Annotated in this window: 12 protein-coding genes; 5 read left to right on the forward strand and 7 right to left on the reverse strand. The window is 70.0% G+C overall.

All coding sequences use genetic code 11. The annotated features are described in order from the left end of the window. Positions 1 to 86 precede the first annotated feature (86 nt). Both DMH01_RS00310 and DMH01_RS00315 read right to left on the reverse strand, forming a co-directional pair. A complete protein-coding gene (locus DMH01_RS00310; protein ID WP_125673122.1) occupies positions 87 to 1,016 on the reverse strand; it encodes a hypothetical protein in 930 nt (309 codons plus the stop codon). Beyond that, entirely contained in the window at positions 1,016 to 2,764 is a 1,749-nt protein-coding gene (locus DMH01_RS00315) for a proline--tRNA ligase (RefSeq protein ID WP_125673123.1), read from the reverse strand. The genes DMH01_RS00310 and DMH01_RS00315 overlap by 1 nt, the downstream gene beginning before the upstream one ends. Before the next feature lie 126 nt (positions 2,765 to 2,890). Here DMH01_RS00315 and DMH01_RS00320 point away from each other — a divergent pair, with 126 nt between their 5' ends. Then, the gene (locus DMH01_RS00320; RefSeq protein WP_125673124.1) at positions 2,891 to 3,247 is read left to right on the forward strand and encodes a VOC family protein; all 357 of its coding nucleotides are present in this window, start codon (positions 2,891 to 2,893) and stop codon (positions 3,245 to 3,247) included. A gap of 28 nt (positions 3,248 to 3,275) precedes the next feature. Further along, positions 3,276 to 4,190, forward strand: a complete 915-nt coding sequence (locus DMH01_RS00325) for a 2-hydroxyacid dehydrogenase (protein WP_125673125.1) — start codon at positions 3,276 to 3,278, stop codon at positions 4,188 to 4,190. A gap of 214 nt (positions 4,191 to 4,404) precedes the next feature. Here DMH01_RS00325 and DMH01_RS00330 read toward each other — a convergent pair whose 3' ends face one another. Next, positions 4,405 to 5,340 (reverse strand): aminoglycoside phosphotransferase, encoded by a 936-nt coding sequence (locus tag DMH01_RS00330; RefSeq protein ID WP_125673126.1) that lies wholly within the window; start codon positions 5,338 to 5,340, stop codon positions 4,405 to 4,407. A gap of 74 nt (positions 5,341 to 5,414) precedes the next feature. Then, positions 5,415 to 6,383 (reverse strand): GNAT family N-acetyltransferase, encoded by a 969-nt coding sequence (locus tag DMH01_RS00335; protein ID WP_125673127.1) that lies wholly within the window; start codon positions 6,381 to 6,383, stop codon positions 5,415 to 5,417. Between the two features lie 59 nt (positions 6,384 to 6,442). Between DMH01_RS00335 and yaaA the strand changes: the two genes are divergently transcribed. After that, positions 6,443 to 7,198, forward strand: coding sequence for a peroxide stress protein YaaA (yaaA, locus tag DMH01_RS00340; RefSeq protein WP_125673128.1), 756 nt, complete (start codon positions 6,443 to 6,445; stop codon positions 7,196 to 7,198). An 87-nt stretch (positions 7,199 to 7,285) separates the two neighbouring features. Next, the gene (locus DMH01_RS00345; RefSeq protein WP_125673129.1) at positions 7,286 to 8,737 is read left to right on the forward strand and encodes a trypsin-like serine protease; all 1,452 of its coding nucleotides are present in this window, start codon (positions 7,286 to 7,288) and stop codon (positions 8,735 to 8,737) included. 61 nt (positions 8,738 to 8,798) lie between these two features. Here DMH01_RS00345 and DMH01_RS00350 read toward each other — a convergent pair whose 3' ends face one another. From DMH01_RS00350 to DMH01_RS00360, 3 genes are all read right to left on the reverse strand, one after another. Further along, positions 8,799 to 10,322, reverse strand: coding sequence for an NAD(P)/FAD-dependent oxidoreductase (locus DMH01_RS00350; RefSeq protein ID WP_125673130.1), 1,524 nt, complete (start codon positions 10,320 to 10,322; stop codon positions 8,799 to 8,801). Positions 10,323 to 10,392: 70 nt separating this feature from the next. After that, a complete protein-coding gene (locus tag DMH01_RS00355; RefSeq protein ID WP_125673131.1) occupies positions 10,393 to 11,940 on the reverse strand; it encodes a S8 family serine peptidase in 1,548 nt (515 codons plus the stop codon). After that, positions 11,940 to 13,103, reverse strand: a complete 1,164-nt coding sequence (locus DMH01_RS00360; protein ID WP_125673132.1) for a S8 family peptidase — start codon at positions 13,101 to 13,103, stop codon at positions 11,940 to 11,942. The genes DMH01_RS00355 and DMH01_RS00360 overlap by 1 nt, the downstream gene beginning before the upstream one ends. 310 nt (positions 13,104 to 13,413) lie before the next feature. Here DMH01_RS00360 and DMH01_RS00365 point away from each other — a divergent pair, with 310 nt between their 5' ends. After that, a complete protein-coding gene (locus tag DMH01_RS00365) occupies positions 13,414 to 16,239 on the forward strand; it encodes an AAA family ATPase (protein WP_125674262.1) in 2,826 nt (941 codons plus the stop codon). The last annotated feature ends 138 nt before the right edge of the window (positions 16,240 to 16,377 follow it).

The raw sequence follows: 16,377 nt of genomic DNA on the forward strand, positions 1-16,377 counted from the left end.
TGCGAAAGCCACTTTCGCAACGTTGAAGGTTGTGGCGGAGGTACTGGTGCTGCGGGCTTCTACCTCGCCTTGCCCCAGGGGAAGCCTCAGCGCAACGTCGAAGGCGGCGGCGTGATGGTCTTGCGGTCGGCCTCCGGGACACCCCGGTAGGTCTTGAGGATCTTCAGGATCAGCTCGCGGTCCGCACCGCCCGGCGCGTCCTGGCCCGAATAGACGGCCAGGGCCGCCGAGGCGTCGCCCAGCTCCGGCGCGATCACTCCGACCAGGGCACGCTGGGCGCCACACGGGCCCGGCGGGGTGACGACCTCCGCGAGGACGATGCTCGCGGGGACCTTCTTGCCGGTACCGAGGGTGAACTCGGCCTGCTGGGGCGGTTCCGGGGTGATCTTGGCGGTCAGCGGGCCGTTCTCCGGGTTGTAGGCGCTGACGGCGAGGTCGTCGACCGCCTTCCGCGCCGCGGCGGTGGGATCGGAGACCTTCACGTTCGCCACGCCGGCGCCGCCGAGCCTGCTTCGCTTTTCCTGCGGGCAATAACCCTCGCCGACGAAGGCGCTGGCGACCATGCTGATGCCCGGGACCTGGGTGCCCTTCTCCCAGCCGTGGAGCGTGCCGGGTTTCGGCGTCCAGTTCGGCGGGACGTCGTAGGCGTAGACGCCGTCCTTCCCGGCCACCGACTGCCAGCCTTCGATCACCGGCGGCGCGACGACCTGGGGCGAAGGCGTGTAGACGACCGGGGCCCGGGTGGTCGGCGCGCTGCTGTCCGAAGAACTGTCGCTGCTGTTCGAGAGAGCGGCGACCGCGATGACACCGATCGTCGCGAAGAAGCCGAACATGGCCCTTCGCCCGCTCCGCGACATCGGCTGCTTCGCCGGCTTCTGCGGCTCCGGTTCGGCTGGAGCCGGGGTTTCGGGAGCAGGCGTGTAGCCGGACGAGTCCGAGGGCTGATAGCCCCCGAACCCGTCCAGCGCCGCGTTGTCCTCGTAGCCCGGGTAATCCCGGCGCTTCTTGCCGAACATCACGAACGGACGAGTTTGACCAGGTGCTCCACGACCGCGTCGACGGCGATCTCTTCACGGTCTCCGGTGCGGCGGTCCTTGACCTCGACGACACCGTTCGCCAGGCCGCGCCCGACGACGAGGATCGTCGGCACACCGACGAGTTCGGCGTCCGCGAACTTCACGCCGGGGGTGGCCTTGCGGTCGTCGAGGACGACCTCGATACCGGCGGCGTCCAGTTCGGCGGCGAGCTTCTCCGCGCCCGCGGCGACCGTCTCGTCCTTGCCCGCGATGACGACGTGCACGTCGAACGGCGAGACCTCGCGCGGCCACACGATGCCGAGGTCGTCGTGGTTCTGCTCGGCGAGCACGCCGACCAGCCGCGAGACGCCGACGCCGTACGAACCCATGGTGATGCGGATGGGCTTGGAGTCCGGGCCCAGCGCGTCGAGCTCGAACGCGTCCGCGTACTTGCGGCCCAGCTGGAAGATGTGCCCGATCTCGATACCGCGCGCGGCGACCAGGGTGCCCTTGCCGTCGGGCGACGCGTCGCCCTCGCGGACCTCGGCGGCCTCGATCGTGCCGTCACCGGTGAAGTCACGGCCCGCGACCAGGTCGACCACGTGGTGGTCGCGCTCGTCGGCGCCGGTGACCCAGGCGGTGCCGTCGACGACGCGCGGGTCGAGCAGGTAGCGGACGCCGTTGTCCTTCAGCGCCTTCGGGCCGATGTAGCCCTTGACAAGGAACGGGTTCTTGGCGAAGTCGGCCTCTTCGAGCAGTTCGAACTCGGCGGGCTCGAGCGACGCTTCGAGGCGCTTCGTGTCGACCTCACGGTCTCCGGGGAGACCGATGGCCAGCAGCTCCCACTCCTTGGCGCCCGGCTGGCGGGTCTTCACCAGGACGTTCTTGAGCGTGTCCGCGGCGGTGAAGGTGCGGCCGAGGCCGGCGTCGTTCAGGAAGGTGACCAGCGACTCGATGGTCGGGGTGTCCGGCGTGTGGTGGACCTTCGCCTCGGGCAGCCCCTCGATCGGCTTGGCCTCGGGAGCGGGCGTGGTGACCGCTTCGACGTTGGCCGCGTACCCCGATTCGGTGCTGCGGACGTAGGTGTCCTCACCCGTCTCGGCGACGGCGAGGAACTCTTCGGAGGCCGAACCGCCCATCGCGCCGGAGGTCGCCTTCACGACGACGTACTCGATGCCGAGGCGGTCGAACAGCTTCGTGTAGGCCTGGCGGTGCAGCTCGTACGACTTGGACAAGCCCTCGTCGTCGAGGTCGAAGGAGTAGGAGTCCTTCATGACGAACTCGCGGCCGCGCAGGATGCCGGCGCGGGGGCGCGCCTCGTCGCGGTACTTCGTCTGGATTTGGTACAGGACGACCGGGTAGTCCTTGTACGAGCTGTATTCACCCTTCACGGTGAGCGCGAAGAGCTCTTCGTGCGTCGGGCCGAGAAGGTAGTCGGCGCCCTTGCGGTCCTTGAGGCGGAACAACGCGTCGCCGTACTCGGTCCAACGGCCGGTGGCCTCGTAAGGCTCCTTCGGCAGCAGCGCGGGGAACTGGATCTCCTGCGCGCCGATGGCGTTCATCTCTTCGCGGACGACGTTCTCGATACGGCGCAGCACCCGCAGGCCCAGCGGCAGCCAGGAGTAGCCGCCCGGGGCCACCCGGCGGACGTAGCCGGCGCGTACCAGGAGCCGGTGGCTCGGTACCTCGGCGTCCGCCGGATCCTCACGCAGGGTGCGAAGGAACAACGACGACATCCTGGTGATCACTTCTGGGCTCCTCGCTGGAATTACGTGCTGAGACGTTCTGCGCAGCGTAGTCACCCCGCCCCGGGCCGGTTCAACCGGTTATCGCGGGCGCCCGGTTTTGTCGGTGGCCGCCGCTAGCGTGCCGCCATGGGTATCGAACTGGGCATGATCACGATCGACTGCGCGGATCCGCGCGGGCTCGCGGCGTTCTGGACGAAGGCGCTCGGGGTCGAGGTGGATCAGGACCACGACGGCGAGTTCCTGATCCTGCACGCCGAGAAGGAGAACGGGCCGGTGTTCGCCTTCCAGCGCGTGCCCGAGGAGCGGGTGGGCAAGAACCGGGTCCACATGGACTTCGGTACCGACGACATGGAAAAGGAGGTGGAACGTCTGATCGGATTGGGCGCGAAGAAGCTGGACGGACACGAGATGCCGGGCTTCGCCTGGACGGTGCTGGCCGATCCCGTCGGCAACGAATTCTGCGTGGCCACCCACGAGGGCTGAGGCGGGCCGCGATGGTCAGAATGGCGGCATGACGGAGCGAGCCATCCTGCCCTGGTCCGACATCGAGCTGCCCGAGGGCCTGAGCGCGCGGCTCTACGACGGCTGGGGGCCGCTGCCGGACGAGGGCCTCGATGACGTCGAGGTCTACGTGCTGCCGTACGACACCGGTGCCGAGCCGATGAAGCTGCTCTCCCGGCTTCCGTCGCTGAAGCTCGTGCAGTCGTTGTCGGCCGGGGTGGAGAAGCTGATCCCGCTGGTGCCGGCGGGGGTGCGGCTCGCCAACGGGCGCGGTCTGCACGACCTCAGCGTGGCCGAGCACGCGCTGGCGCTGATCCACGCGTCGCAGCGGGATCTGCCGCGCTGGTTCGCGCAGCAGGCGACGGCGTCGTGGGAGCGCGAGCACACGCGTTCGCTGGCCGACAGCCGGGTGCTGCTGGTCGGCCACGGCTCGATCGGTCAGGCCATCGAGCGGCAGCTCGTCGCCGCCGAAGCGATCGTGACCAGGGTGGCGAGCACGGCGCGGCCCGCGGAGAGCGTGCACGGCGTGAGCGAACTGGCGGACCTGCTGCCGTCCGCCGACATCGTGGTTCTGATCCTGCCCGAAACGCCCGCGACCATGGGTCTGTTCGGTGCCGCGGAACTCGCCGCGCTGCCGGACGGCGCCCTGGTGGTGAACGTCGGGCGGGGTTCGGCGATCGACACCGCGGCGCTCACGGCCGAGGCCGTCTCCGGGCGTCTTCGTGCCGCGCTGGACGTCGTCGATCCGGAACCGGTGCCCGCCGGGCATCCACTGTGGACCGCGCCGGGAGTGATCATCACGCCGCATATCGCGGGCGGGTCGGCGTCGTTCTACCCGCGCGCGAAGCGGCTGGTCGCCGAGCAGTTGCGCCGGTACGCCGCCGGTGAAGAGCCGCTGAACCTCGTGAACGGTAAAGACGGTTAGAACCGTCCTGGCCACTCACGAGCCCTGTGTCCGAGCCGAGGTTTTGCCCAGCCGGCGGCGTTGCGCCACCAGCAAGACGCGAAGGGGCCTATCGCCGCATCAGACGCAGCGAAAGCTCCCTTCATCCCAGCTGTGACGAGCACACCCCACCTGAACCTCGTGAACGGTAAGGACGGTTAGAACCGTCCTTACCACTCACGAGCCGAGAGAGGCGCTACTGCCAGTGCGTCCGGTAGGCGAGCCAGCCCCGCATCGCCGCGGCGAGACGGCGCTGCGCCGCGCGGACGCCCGTCGTCGCGGGCGGTTCCGGTAGCCGAGACGCGCGTTCGGCGTGCCCGGCCAGCGCGACGCCGAACGCGGTGACCGCCCAGACCGGGACACCGGCCAGTACGGGGCGCCGCCGCAGCAGGCGGTCGACGTCGGCGGGTTCGTGCCCGGCGTCGAGCAGGTACGGGACGAGGGCGACCAGATCGAGCCAGCCCGCGCCCCGCGCCGGGTAGCGCCAGTTGGTGACCAGCACCCTGCCCGGCCCCGTCCGCACCAGGTATTCGGGCTGGATGTCGTTGTGCAGCAACGTGTCCCCGGCCGACCAGGGATGCCAGGACGTCTCCAGCTGGACGAGCCGGTCGAGGTTGCGGACGGCCCAGCCGTCGAGGTCGTCCGGCGGTTCCTTCGCCAGTTCGTGCCAGCCGCGCAGGAGCGGGCCGAGATCGTCGAGCGCGTCCGGGACGTCGGGCAGCGGGCACGGCGTGAGCGTGCGCCCGAGCGCGCCGAAGGTGGCCAGCACCGCGGAGAGGTCCGGCGATCCCGGCCGCAGGTTCGGCCTGGTGCCGTCGAAGTCGGCGAACGCGAGCACCAGCCACTCACCGTCCACAAAGGACAGAAGCTTCGGCGTGGGCGCCTCGGCGGGAAGCCGTCGCGCGATGGCGGCCTCCGTCCGGTATCCGCCCGCGCGCGGGCTGCCCGCCGGGATCGCCTTCAGGAAGACCCAGCCATGACCGCGTTCGAGTTCGAGCCGCGCGGCGACACCGCCGTCGAACTCCGGGGTCTGCCACAACGAACGACGGACGACCGACCCGAGCTCACGCTCCACGGCGTCACGCGTCGCCGACGGCAGATCATGCCAGCCGAGGCGTGCGGAAACCGGCAACGCCCTACCACCCCCAGCGATCTCATCCGAGAAGATCGACTGTACCGAAATCCGCCTTTTCGGGTGACAACCGGTCAGGTCGGAACGGGCTTCACGTACCCGGCCCAGCGCTGGAACTCGCTGAACCCGACACGCTCGTAGACGCCGAGGGCACGATGGGTGTTGTCCTGGTCGACGTTGAGCGAAGCCCGCTGGAAACCGTCGGCCTTGGCCTGGACGAGCGTGTGCCCGAGCAGCGCGCCCGCGATACCGCGCCCGCGAAGGCTCGCGTCGGTCGCGACGTGGCTGACGTACAGATCCTTGACGCCGGTGGCCGCCGTATCGGAGGCGAAGTGGGCGCTCAGCACCATCGCGACCACCCGGTCCCCCTCCGGGCTCAGCAGCAGGAACGACAGGTGCGGCTGGAAGTCCTTCGCGCCGACGATCAGATGCCGCCAAGCCTCCGGGGACTGCTCCGTGCTCCCCCAATGGTCGGCGAAGGTCTCGTTACGGGACCGCAGCGTGAGCGCCTCGTACTTCTGCTCGTACGCGACGAGCGGGAACTCTTCGGGCAGCGGCTTGGCATGCGGGATCGACCCGAGGTCCGCCCGCATGTCGACGAACCACCGGGCGTGCTCGTACCCGGCGTCCACGAGTACCTCGGAGAGCCAGCGCTGTTTGGTGTTGGCCGCGGCGTGCAGTTCCAGCGGCACGTCCGGGTGGGACTTCGCGTGGAGTTCCTTGCCCGCCTCCTCGAACCAGCCGATGAGGCGCGCGGCGATCGCGTCGTCGCGGTACGCGGGGTGGACGAGCGTCTCGACCCGCATCATGTGCACCGGATCCGCCGCGTCACGCTTCCGGAGCAGGCCGTAGGCGACCAGGGTGTCGCCGTCCCAGGCGCTGGTGGACGCCGTCGGCAGGTCGACGGTCGGCGTACCGATCTCTTCGGCGAGATCCTCCGCGCTGTAGTGCTCCTCGATCGGCTCGACACGCTCCGCCTCGGCGAAGGTCTCGGCCAGTCGCGGCATGTCGTCCAAGGTCAGTGGGCGCCAGGTCAGGCTCATGCGGACGAGGCTAAGCCCGCGCCTCGGGGTGACGCACTCCATTTAGTTACGCTTCCGTGGTGCTCGTGCTCCTCCCCCCTTCCGAGACCAAGGCCGCCGGCGGCACCGGCGCGCCGCTGGACCTCGACGCGCTGTCGTTCCCGGAGCTGAACCCGACCAGGGCGAAGCTGGCCGACGCGCTGACCGAACTGGCCGTCGACGTCCCGGCCAGCGTCGCCGCGCTCGGCATCACGCCGCGGCAGGCCGACGAGGTCGCCCGCAACGCCGAGCTGTGGACCTCGCCCACGATGCCCGCCCTGCGCCGCTACACCGGGGTCCTCTACGACGCGCTCGACGTGAAGTCCTTCACCAAGGCGACGCTGGCGAAGGCCGAGAAGCGTCTCGCCGTCGCTTCGGCGCTGTTCGGCGTGGTCGCGGCGACCGATCCGATCCCGGCGTACCGGCTTTCGGGTGGTAACGCGCTGCCGTCGCTCGGCACCATCCGCAGCGTGTGGAAGCCGGTCCTCGAACCGGCGCTCCAGGCTGTCGAGGGGCTCGTCGTCGACCTGCGGTCCGGGACCTACTCGGCACTGGCGAAGCTCCGCCCGGACGCGGTGACCGTGCGCGTCGTGACCGAGGACGCGAAGGGCAACCGGACCACGGTGAGCCACTTCAACAAGGCGTACAAGGGACGGCTGGCCGCGGAGCTGGTGAAGTCACGCAGCGAACCGTCCACTGTGGAGCAGCTGATGCGGGTCCTGACGAAGGCGGGCCTCGACGTCGAGCGCACCGGAGACCACAGTATCGAGCTGCTCACCGGCGACGGAGCGCATTAGTTCCGTACCCCTACGGGCTCCTTCCTCGGTTGTTCCGCCAGGTGCACATGCGGAAAGTGATTTCCAGCCACCTGGAAAGGAACCACCGTGAACAGAAGACAACGGCTACTGGGGATCGCCACCGCCACCCTCGGCTGCCTCTCGGTCCTCCTGCCCGCTCCGGCGGCCGCCGCGAACCTGCCCGCCGTCACCCCGACGGATCAAGCGGTCGTCCCCGGTGGACTGCACACGAACTCCATCGGCGGCACCCCCGCCTCGGTCAAGGACCACCCGTTCATCATCGCCGGCCTGCGCGAAGGCGGAACGCGGCCGCAAGGGCAGACCTGCACGGGTTCGGTCGTCGCGCCGCGCAAGATCCTGATCGCCGCGCACTGCAAGGACGCGGCTGGCGAGAAGTCCTTCCTCTACGGGCTGGACGACCTCAACGCCGGCGGCGGAACGCGGATCGGCGTCGTCAGCTACGAAAAGCACCCGAAGTACGTCAACTTCGACCAGGGTTACGACGTCGCGGTGGTCACCACGGACGCCGACATCCCGGTGCCGGGCGGCCAGTACGCGAAGGTCGCGACGTCGGCCGACACGGGCCTGAACCAGCCGGGCAAGTCCGGGCTGGGGCTCGGTTACGGCAAGAAGGATCACAACGACGACACGCGCAACGTCGAACTGCACAAGTTCACCCTGCCGATCGTGCAGGGAAGCAACTGCAACGGCGTCGGCGCGGGCTTCAAAGACGCGACGATGATCTGCAGCGGCTACAGCGACGGCCGCGTCACGATCCTTCCGGGTGACAGCGGCGGGCCGCTCATCGTGGACGGCAAGATCGTCGGCGTCGCGTCCTGGAGCCGCAGCGATTTCAAGTGGTACAGCGTGTACGGCAGGCTCAACAACGAAATGGGCGACTGGGTCAAGCAGCAGATCGGCGAACCGCAGAACCCGGAGACGTTCTCGCTCGGGGTGACGCCGTCCTCGCTCAAGGTCGAGCCGGGCAAGTACGTCTCGGCCACGGTGACCAGCAAGCCCGGCAAGAACGGCGCGGAGAAGGTCGATCTCAACGCTTCGGGACTTCCCGAGGGCGCGACGGCCACGTTCCAGCCCACGTCCATCACCTCGGGTGAGTCGGCGAAGGTGAGCATCGAGGTTCCCGCCGGGACGGCCGAAAAGGACTACGCCGTCACGATCTCGGGCAAGGGCACCACCGACACCGCGACCACGAACCTGACGCTGACCGTCGGCGACGGCGCCCCGCAACCCGGCGAGCTCAAGGTGGGCCTGAGCCCCGCCAGCGGGACGTCGCAGCCCGGTTTCTTCAGCAACGTCACGGTTTCCGCCTCCGGCGGCACGGGCGCGATCACGTTGTCGGCGTCCGGGCAGGGACTGCCGTTCGCACCGTTCTTCAACCCGAAGACGATCTCGAGCGGTGGCAGTTCGACCATGCAGGTGGTCGCGCCGTTCCAGCGCGGTACGTACCCGGTGACCGTCACCGCGACGGACTCGGCGGGCAAGACCGCCACGGCGACCTACACCCTCACGGTCCAGTAGCGAGTGTCATGAAAGGGTCGTTCAGGACATATTTCGTCCTGAACGACCCTTTCATGACATTTCAGGACCGGGAAAGCACCGCCATGGCGGCATTGTGCCCGGGGATGCCGGACACACCGCCGCCCCGCACGGCCCCGGCACCGCAGAGCAGCACCCGCTCGTGCGCCGTTTCAACGCCCCAAAGTCCCACCTGAGCCGCATCCGCGGCGTACGGCCACGACAGATCGCGGTGGAAGATGTGTCCCGCGGGCAGCCCCAGTTCGGCTTCGAGGTCCAGCGGCGTCTTCGCCTCGACACACAACCTGCCGTCCGGCGAACGCAGCACGCAGTCTTCGATCGGCTCGGCCAGCACACTGTCCAAAGAGGACAAGGTCGCCCGCAGCGCCTCGTCGCGCGCGGCATCGTTGCGCCCTTCGAAGAGCCGAGCGGGCATGTGCAGCCCGAACAACGTCAGCGTCTGCACCCCGGCGGCCTGTTCGGCCGGGCCGAGGATCGACGGGTCGGTCAGCGAATGGCAGTAGATCTCGCACGGCGGCAGCGACGGGATCCGGCCCGCGGCGGCCTCGGCGTGGGCCGTCGCCAGCTGCTCGTAACCCTCGTTGACATGGAACGTGCCACCGAACGCCTCACGCGGGTCGACGCCCGGATCCCGCAGCCGCGGCAGCCGCGACAGCACCATGTTCACCTTGAGCTGCGCGCCTTCCGGCGTCTCCGGCGGCTCCTCCCCCAGCAACCGCGCGAGCGCTCGCGGTGCGACGTTCGACAGCACGTGCCCACCGCGCACGGTGAATTCGTCGTCGCCGAGCCGGTAACGCACGGATCCGCCGGGATCGATGGACAACACCTCGGCGCCGGTCACCAGCCGCGCCCCGGCCGTCCGCGCGGCCGACGCGAGCGCCCCGGTCACCGCGCCCATCCCGCCGACCGGCACGTCCCAGTCGCCGGTCTCGTTGCCGATCACGTGGTAGAGCAGGCACAGGTTCTGCCGGAAGTCACCGGCTCCGGCGAAAGTGCCGATCAGCGCGTCGGTCAGCACGACACCGCGGACGGTGTCGTCGCCGAACATCCCGGTGAGCGTTTCGGAGATCGGTCGTTCGAACAGCGCGTCCCATGCCTCCGGCTCGATGCCCGAACGCAGTTCCTCCCTGGACACCAGCGGTTCGGTCAGGGTGGGGAACGTCCGTTCCGCGACCTGAGCCGTCATCGCGTAGAACCGCCGCCACGCCTCGAAGTCCTTTGTGGACCCGGTGAGCGCGGAGAACGACGCCGCCGTACGGCCGTCGTCGCCCGTGTCGACAAGGAGACCGCCATCGCCGACAGGTGTGTACGAAGACATCCGCCGCCGCCGGAGATCGAGCCCGAGACCGAGCTCCGCGATGATCTTGCGCGGCAAGAGGCTCACCAGGTACGAGTACCGCGACAGCCGGACGTCGACGCCGGGAAAGGCACGGAAGGAGACCGCCGCCCCGCCGACCTCGTCGCGCCGTTCCAGCACCAGCACCGACCGGCCGGCCCTGGCCAGGTAGGCCGCCGCCACCAGGCCGTTGTGCCCGCCACCGACGATCACGGCGTCAAAGGACTCCATGCAAAGCCTCCCAGCGAAACGACAGTGCGCCGCGGTCATCGTGACCGCGGCGCACGCCGTTCGCAAGGACTCAGAAGGTGATGGAGAAGCCTTCGATCGTCCCGCTGTCGAACCGGTAGACGTCACGGACCCGCAGTTTCCAGGTCCCGTTCGCCGGTTCGGACGAGGCGTTCACCGTGTACGACGTGTGCACGCCGCTCGCCTCGCCGATCCCTCCCGCCTGCTTGAGGCCGAACACCGCACCGCTCGGCCCGATCAGGTCTATCGCCAGGTCACCGGTGTAGGTGTGCGCGATGTCGACCTTGACGGGCAGCGTCGCCGACGCCTTGCCGTCGCAGCCTTCCTGCGTCACCGAACTGGTCACCGCGTCACCCGCGTCCGGAATGGACACCGGTGTCGTGGTGGTTTTGGCCCCGCACGTGGGCGTGGGGCCACCGCCGCCGATGAACGACACGTTCAGCAGTTTGTTGACCGTGCCGGACGGCAGTCCCTTGAGCACGCCGTCGGAGGCGTTGGTCACCAGCGCGTCGCGCGTCTGCTGCGCGGTGGCACCGGAATTCGCGGCGAGGTACAGCGCCGCCGCCCCGGCCACGTGCGGCGTGGCCATCGACGTCCCGCTCATGTTCGCCGAACCACCGTTGGACGTGGACAGCGACGTGATGTTGCTGCCAGGGGCGAAGATGTCCACGCACGAACTGTGGTTGGAGAACGAGGACTTGTTGTCGCTCTGGTCCGAGGCGCCGACCGTGATCGCCTCGGGGATGCGGGCGGGGCTGACGTTGCAGGCGTTCTGGTTCTCGTTGCCCGCCGCCACCACGTAGACGAAACCCGCCGCGATGGACTTCTTGATGACGTCGTCGCCGAGCCCGACCTGGTCCATCCGCAGGCTCAGGTTCGCCACCGCCGGTTTGGTGCCGTTCGCGGTCAGCCATTCCGCCGCGTCCACGATGGCGGAGTCGGGACCGTTGCCCGAACAGTCGTTGCCCAGCACCTTCAGCCCGACGAGCTTGACCTTCTTCGCCACGCCGTAGGTCTTGCTGCCGATGGTGCCCGCGGTGTGACTGCCGTGCCCGTTGCAGTCCTTCCCGTTGCCGCCCACGAAGTCCTTGCCGATGGACGCGCGCCCCTCGTACTCCGGGTTCTCCGGGTTGATCCCGGTGTCGAGGTCGTACGCCGTGACGCCCTCGCCCGTGTTCGGATAGGTGAAGCTCTTGTCCAACGGCAGGGTCTTCTGGTCGACGCGGTCGAGACCCCAGGTCGGGTTGGTCTGCGTGCCGACGGCACGCGCGGTGCCGTCCTGGTAGACCGCTTTGACCGCCGGGTCGGCCGCGAGCCGCCGAGCCTGTCGCTCGGACATGCCCTTGACCGAGAACCCGCGCAGCACGTTCTTGTACGCCGACCGGACCTCGCCGCCGTAGCGGCCGGTCAGCGCGGCCGAGGACTGCTCGACCGCCAGGGTGCCGACGTCGTGGAGCTCCACGATGTACTGCTCGCCGTAATGCTGCTTCGCCTGCACGACAACGCCTTCCGCCTCCGCGGCGAGGGCGTTGCCCGCGGCGAGCGCGGCCAGCGCGGTGGCCGCGACGGCCACCACACCGGCCCGCACGCCGCGCCGCATCAGAGGCCCGCCACGTTCAGCAGCCTGTTGGTCGAACCGGTGCCCGGGCTCTTGACGACACCGCTGGTGGCGGCGTTGGCGAGGCCGGAGGCGACGGCGGCGGGGGTCGCCGACGGGTTCGAGGTCAGGTAGATCGCGGCCGCGCCGGCGACATGCGGCGTCGCCATCGAGGTACCGCTCATCTGCTGGGTGCCGCCACCATTGCGCAGGGACGTGATGCTGGTGCCCGGCGCGAAGATGTCGGTGCAGCTGCCGTAGTTCGAGAACGTCGACCGGCGGTCGTCGCTCTGGGTGGCGTTGACGGTGATGGCCTCACGGACGCGGGCCGGGCTGGTGGAGCAGGCGTCCGTGTTGGAATTGCCGGAGGCCACCGTGTTGGTGATGCCCGCGGAAACGGCGCGGCGCACGGCGGCGTCGACACCGGAGTCGGCCGGGCCACCGAGGCTCATGGTGAGCACCGACGGGCCCTTGGCGTTCTTCACGACCCAGTCGATCCCGCTGATGATCTGCGAATACTGGCCGCTGCCCTGGCAGTTCAGGACGCGGACCGAGACGATCTTGGCGCCCTTGGCGACGCCGTAGGTGGCGCTGCCGACCGTGCCGGCGACGTGCGTTCCGTGGCCCTGGCAGTCGCGGGCGTCGCTGTCGTTGTCGATGAAGTCGTACCCGCTGGTCGCGCGGCTGCCGAAGTCGGACTGGCGGTAGTCGACACCGGTGTCGAGGACGTAGACCGTCGCCCCGGCACCGTCGTTCGGGTAGGTGTACTTCTTGTCCAGCGGCAGGTTCTTCTGGTCGATCCGGTCCAGGCCCCAGGTCGGGTTGGTCTGGGTGCCGGTCATGTGGGCGACCGCGTCCTGCTGGACGAAGTCGACGTTCGGGTCTGCGGCGAGGCGTTTCGCCTGTGCCTCGGTCATCTTCGCCGAGAAACCGTTCAGCGCGGCGGTGTAGGTCGCCTTCACCTGGCCGCCGTACTTGGCCGCGAGGCCTGCGTCGCCGCTCTTGAGCGAGACGATGTACCCGTCCGTGACGGCTCCCGGCACACCGGCGCCGCGGATCTGCCCCTCGGCGGCCGCGGCCGGTCCGGCGAAGGCCACGGTGGCCGCCGCACAGGCCCCGGCGAGTACCGCACCCGCGATCCGGTGACGTCGAAGTTCTCCACGCATTTCCTGAGCTCCGTTCACTCGAACAGGTGGTTCGCGCCGGCGGGATTCCGGGCCGGCGCCGTGACGTGCAGTCACGCTGCACTCACTTTCGGGTGGCGGGACCTGCGCGAACAAGCGAGGCAACACTCCGTAGGACTACGTATCTAATAGGAGAACTCCCCGTCCCTACGAAAGTTCTGTGACGGTCCGAGTGGGTTCCGTGATCACTAAGCAGGCGCTTAAGCTGCGTTCACTCGAACGGTGTGGTTCGTGAAGCGGGGGTGACCCGGCAATGGTGATCGGTGGCTGCCGACGCAGGACGAGCGCGCCCGTGCTCGTCGGCCGTGAGGCGGAACTGCGCGAACTCCTCGACGGCGCGATGCGCTCGCCGTCGGTGCTCATGCTCGAAGGCGAAGCGGGGGTGGGCAAGACCCGGCTCGCCGCCGAACTGCTGGCCTGCCCCGAACTGGGCGGACGGCCGGTCCTCACCGGAACCTGCCAGCCGCTGCGCGAGCCCTTCCCGTACGGCGTGGTCTTCGACGCGCTGAAGGACGTCCGCCCGGCGCGTGATCTCAATCCGGTGACCGGTGTCCTCGCGCCCTATCTGCCGGAGCTCGCGGCCTTCCTGCCGGAGCCGCCGCCCCGGCTCGGCGATCCGAGGGCCGAACGGCACCGGCTCTTCCGTGCCGTCCGGGAACTGCTCGGCTCACTGGGCCCGCACGTCCTCTTCATCGAAGACCTCCATTGGGCGGACGACGGATCCCGCCGCCTGCTGCGGTTCCTGATGACCGACCCGCCCGCGGGCCTGACCCTCCTGCTCACGTACCGGCGCGAAGAGACGCCCGGCGGCATCCCGCTCGGCAGCGCCTACCGCCCGGCGTCCGGCACCGCGCACGCGCTCGTCGCACTCCGGCCGTTGGACCGCGATGGCGTCCAGGCGCTGGTTTCGGCGCTGCTCGGCGAAGCGAACGTGTCCGCCGAGTTCGCCGCGCGGCTGCACGAGCGGACCGCGGGGATCCCGTTCGTGGTCGAGGAGATCGTGCACGCGATCGGCGGCCTCGATGGCGCGGTGCACGCCGACGGCGCGACCGCACGGCACCTGCTCGACACGGTCGAAGTCCCGGCGCTGCTGCGGGAAGCGACGGTCGAACACCTCGTCGCGCTGCCGCCCCCCGCCCGGCGGATCGCCGAAGCCGCCGCCGTTCTCGCCACACCGTCCACTTCGGACCTGCTGGCCGCCGCGGCCGCGCTCACCCCCGAGCGGGCCCGCCGCGCGCTCGTCCTCGCGCTGGAACGCAACGTCCTGGTGGAGACCGGTGAGGGCACGTACGGCTTCCGGCACGCGTTCGCCCAGCAGGCCGCGTACCGCACCATCCCCGGCCCCGATCGCCAGGAGCTGCACCGGCGGGCCGCGCGGCTGCTGCGCGACCGCCTCCCGCAATCCCTGGTACGGCTGGCCGAGCACTGCCGCAAGGCGGGTGACCGGGCCGGCGCGCTGAAGTACGGCGAAGCGGCCGCGGATCAGGCGTCGGCCGTCGGTGATCTCGCGACCGCGACGGATCTGCTCCGCACCCTGCTCGACGAACCGGGCCTGCAACCGTCCGATGTGGACAGACTGGCGGTCAAGTTCAGTTCGGTGGCGTGCAACGGTCTCGCGCAGACCGAGGTCGTCCCGGCACTGGAGCGGCTGCTCACCGACGGCAGGCTGTCCGGACGCCTGAGCGGCGAGGTCAGGCTGGGGCTCGGGCTCCTGCTGGTGCGCCAGGCGGGCGGGCTGGAGGCGGCGAGGACCGAGATCGAGATCGCCGTCAACGACCTCGCCGACCGGCCCGACCTGGCCGGACGCGGGATGGGCGTTCTCGCGCAGCCGTGGGTCGGCGCGACCCCGCTGCGGGAGCACCGGCGCTGGATGGACCGGGTCGACGGGCTCATCGAGCGGGCCACCGACCGGCGGCTGAAGATCATCCTGCTGGCCAACAACGCGGCGTCGCGGCTGCACATCGGGGACGCGCGCGGCTGGGACATGCTGGACCGGGCGCCCACCAGCGTCGGTTCCGCCGACGAACAGCGGCATCTGGCGCGGCTGCACTGCAACAGCGCCGACGCCTGCGCCTGGACGGGCCATCATCGGCGGGCCAGAAGCCTGCTGCACAGCGGGATGCAGCTGGCCGCCGACTGCGGGGCGCCGTACGTCGTCAGCACCGCCCGCGCGACGGCCGTCCACACCGACTGGCTCACCGGGAACTGGGACGGCCTCGCCGAACGGGCCTGCGCGCTGATCGACGAATACCGCGACCTCCTGCCCGTGACCAGTGAACTATGCCTTGTCCTCGGCCTGCTCGCCGCCGCCCGCGGCGAATGGGACGAGGCCGCGGCCCGGTTCGCCGGCACCGCGGCGGACCAGCCGGAGAACGCGTTCACCCCGGTCGCGATCGCCGCGCACGCCGGGATGGCGGGCATGCTGCTCGCGCAGGACCTCGGCGAGGCCGCCGTCGCGCAGGCCGAAAAGGGACTGGAACTCTTGCGCGCCAAGGGTGTCTGGGCCTGGGGCGCCGATCTGCTGATGGCCGCCGTCGACGCGTACTGCGCCACCGGACGGGACGCCGAAGCGCAAGCGCTGACCGACGAGTTCGAACGCGAGATCGGCGACCTGGACGCGCCGTCGACCCGGGCGGCGCTGGCCGCGAACCGCGGGCTGATCGCGGCGTCCCGAGGCGAGCACGCGGAGGCGATCGAGGCCTTCGAGCAGGCGAGGACCCGGTTCGAAGCCCTCCCCGCGCCGTATCACGCCGCACTGATCGCCGAACGGGCCACGCGCTGCCGTCTGGCCCGCGACGAGGACGTCGCCGAGACCTTCGCGGCGCTCGCGGAGACCTTCGACCACCTCGGCGCCACCCGCGACGCCGCGCGCTGCCGCCACGCCTTCCGGTCCACCGGTGCGGTCGCCCCTTCGCGGCGCGGCCGCCGCGGTTACGGCGACGAACTGTCCCCCCGCGAGCGCGATGTCGCCCGCCTGCTGGCCGCCGGGCACACCAACCGGGAGATCGCCGAGGTGCTGTTCCTGTCGCGGCGCACGGTGGAACAGCACGTCGCGAGTGTCCTGCGGAAGCTGAAGGTGCGGTCGCGGAGCGAGCTGGCGCGACTGCGGTCGGCGTAGCCGCGCCACGAGAATTAATTCGGTTGCGCGCGCCCGACGGCGTCCGCGATGATCGTGCGCGATCCGGCAGGGAGCCGGTGGATGCGACAGGGAGGTGCCTCGTGCTGATGACTGTCCGGGGCCTTGGCCGCCCCCATC

The sequence above is a fragment of the Amycolatopsis sp. WAC 04182 genome, assembly GCF_003947465.1.
Taxonomy (GTDB): domain Bacteria; phylum Actinomycetota; class Actinomycetes; order Mycobacteriales; family Pseudonocardiaceae; genus Amycolatopsis.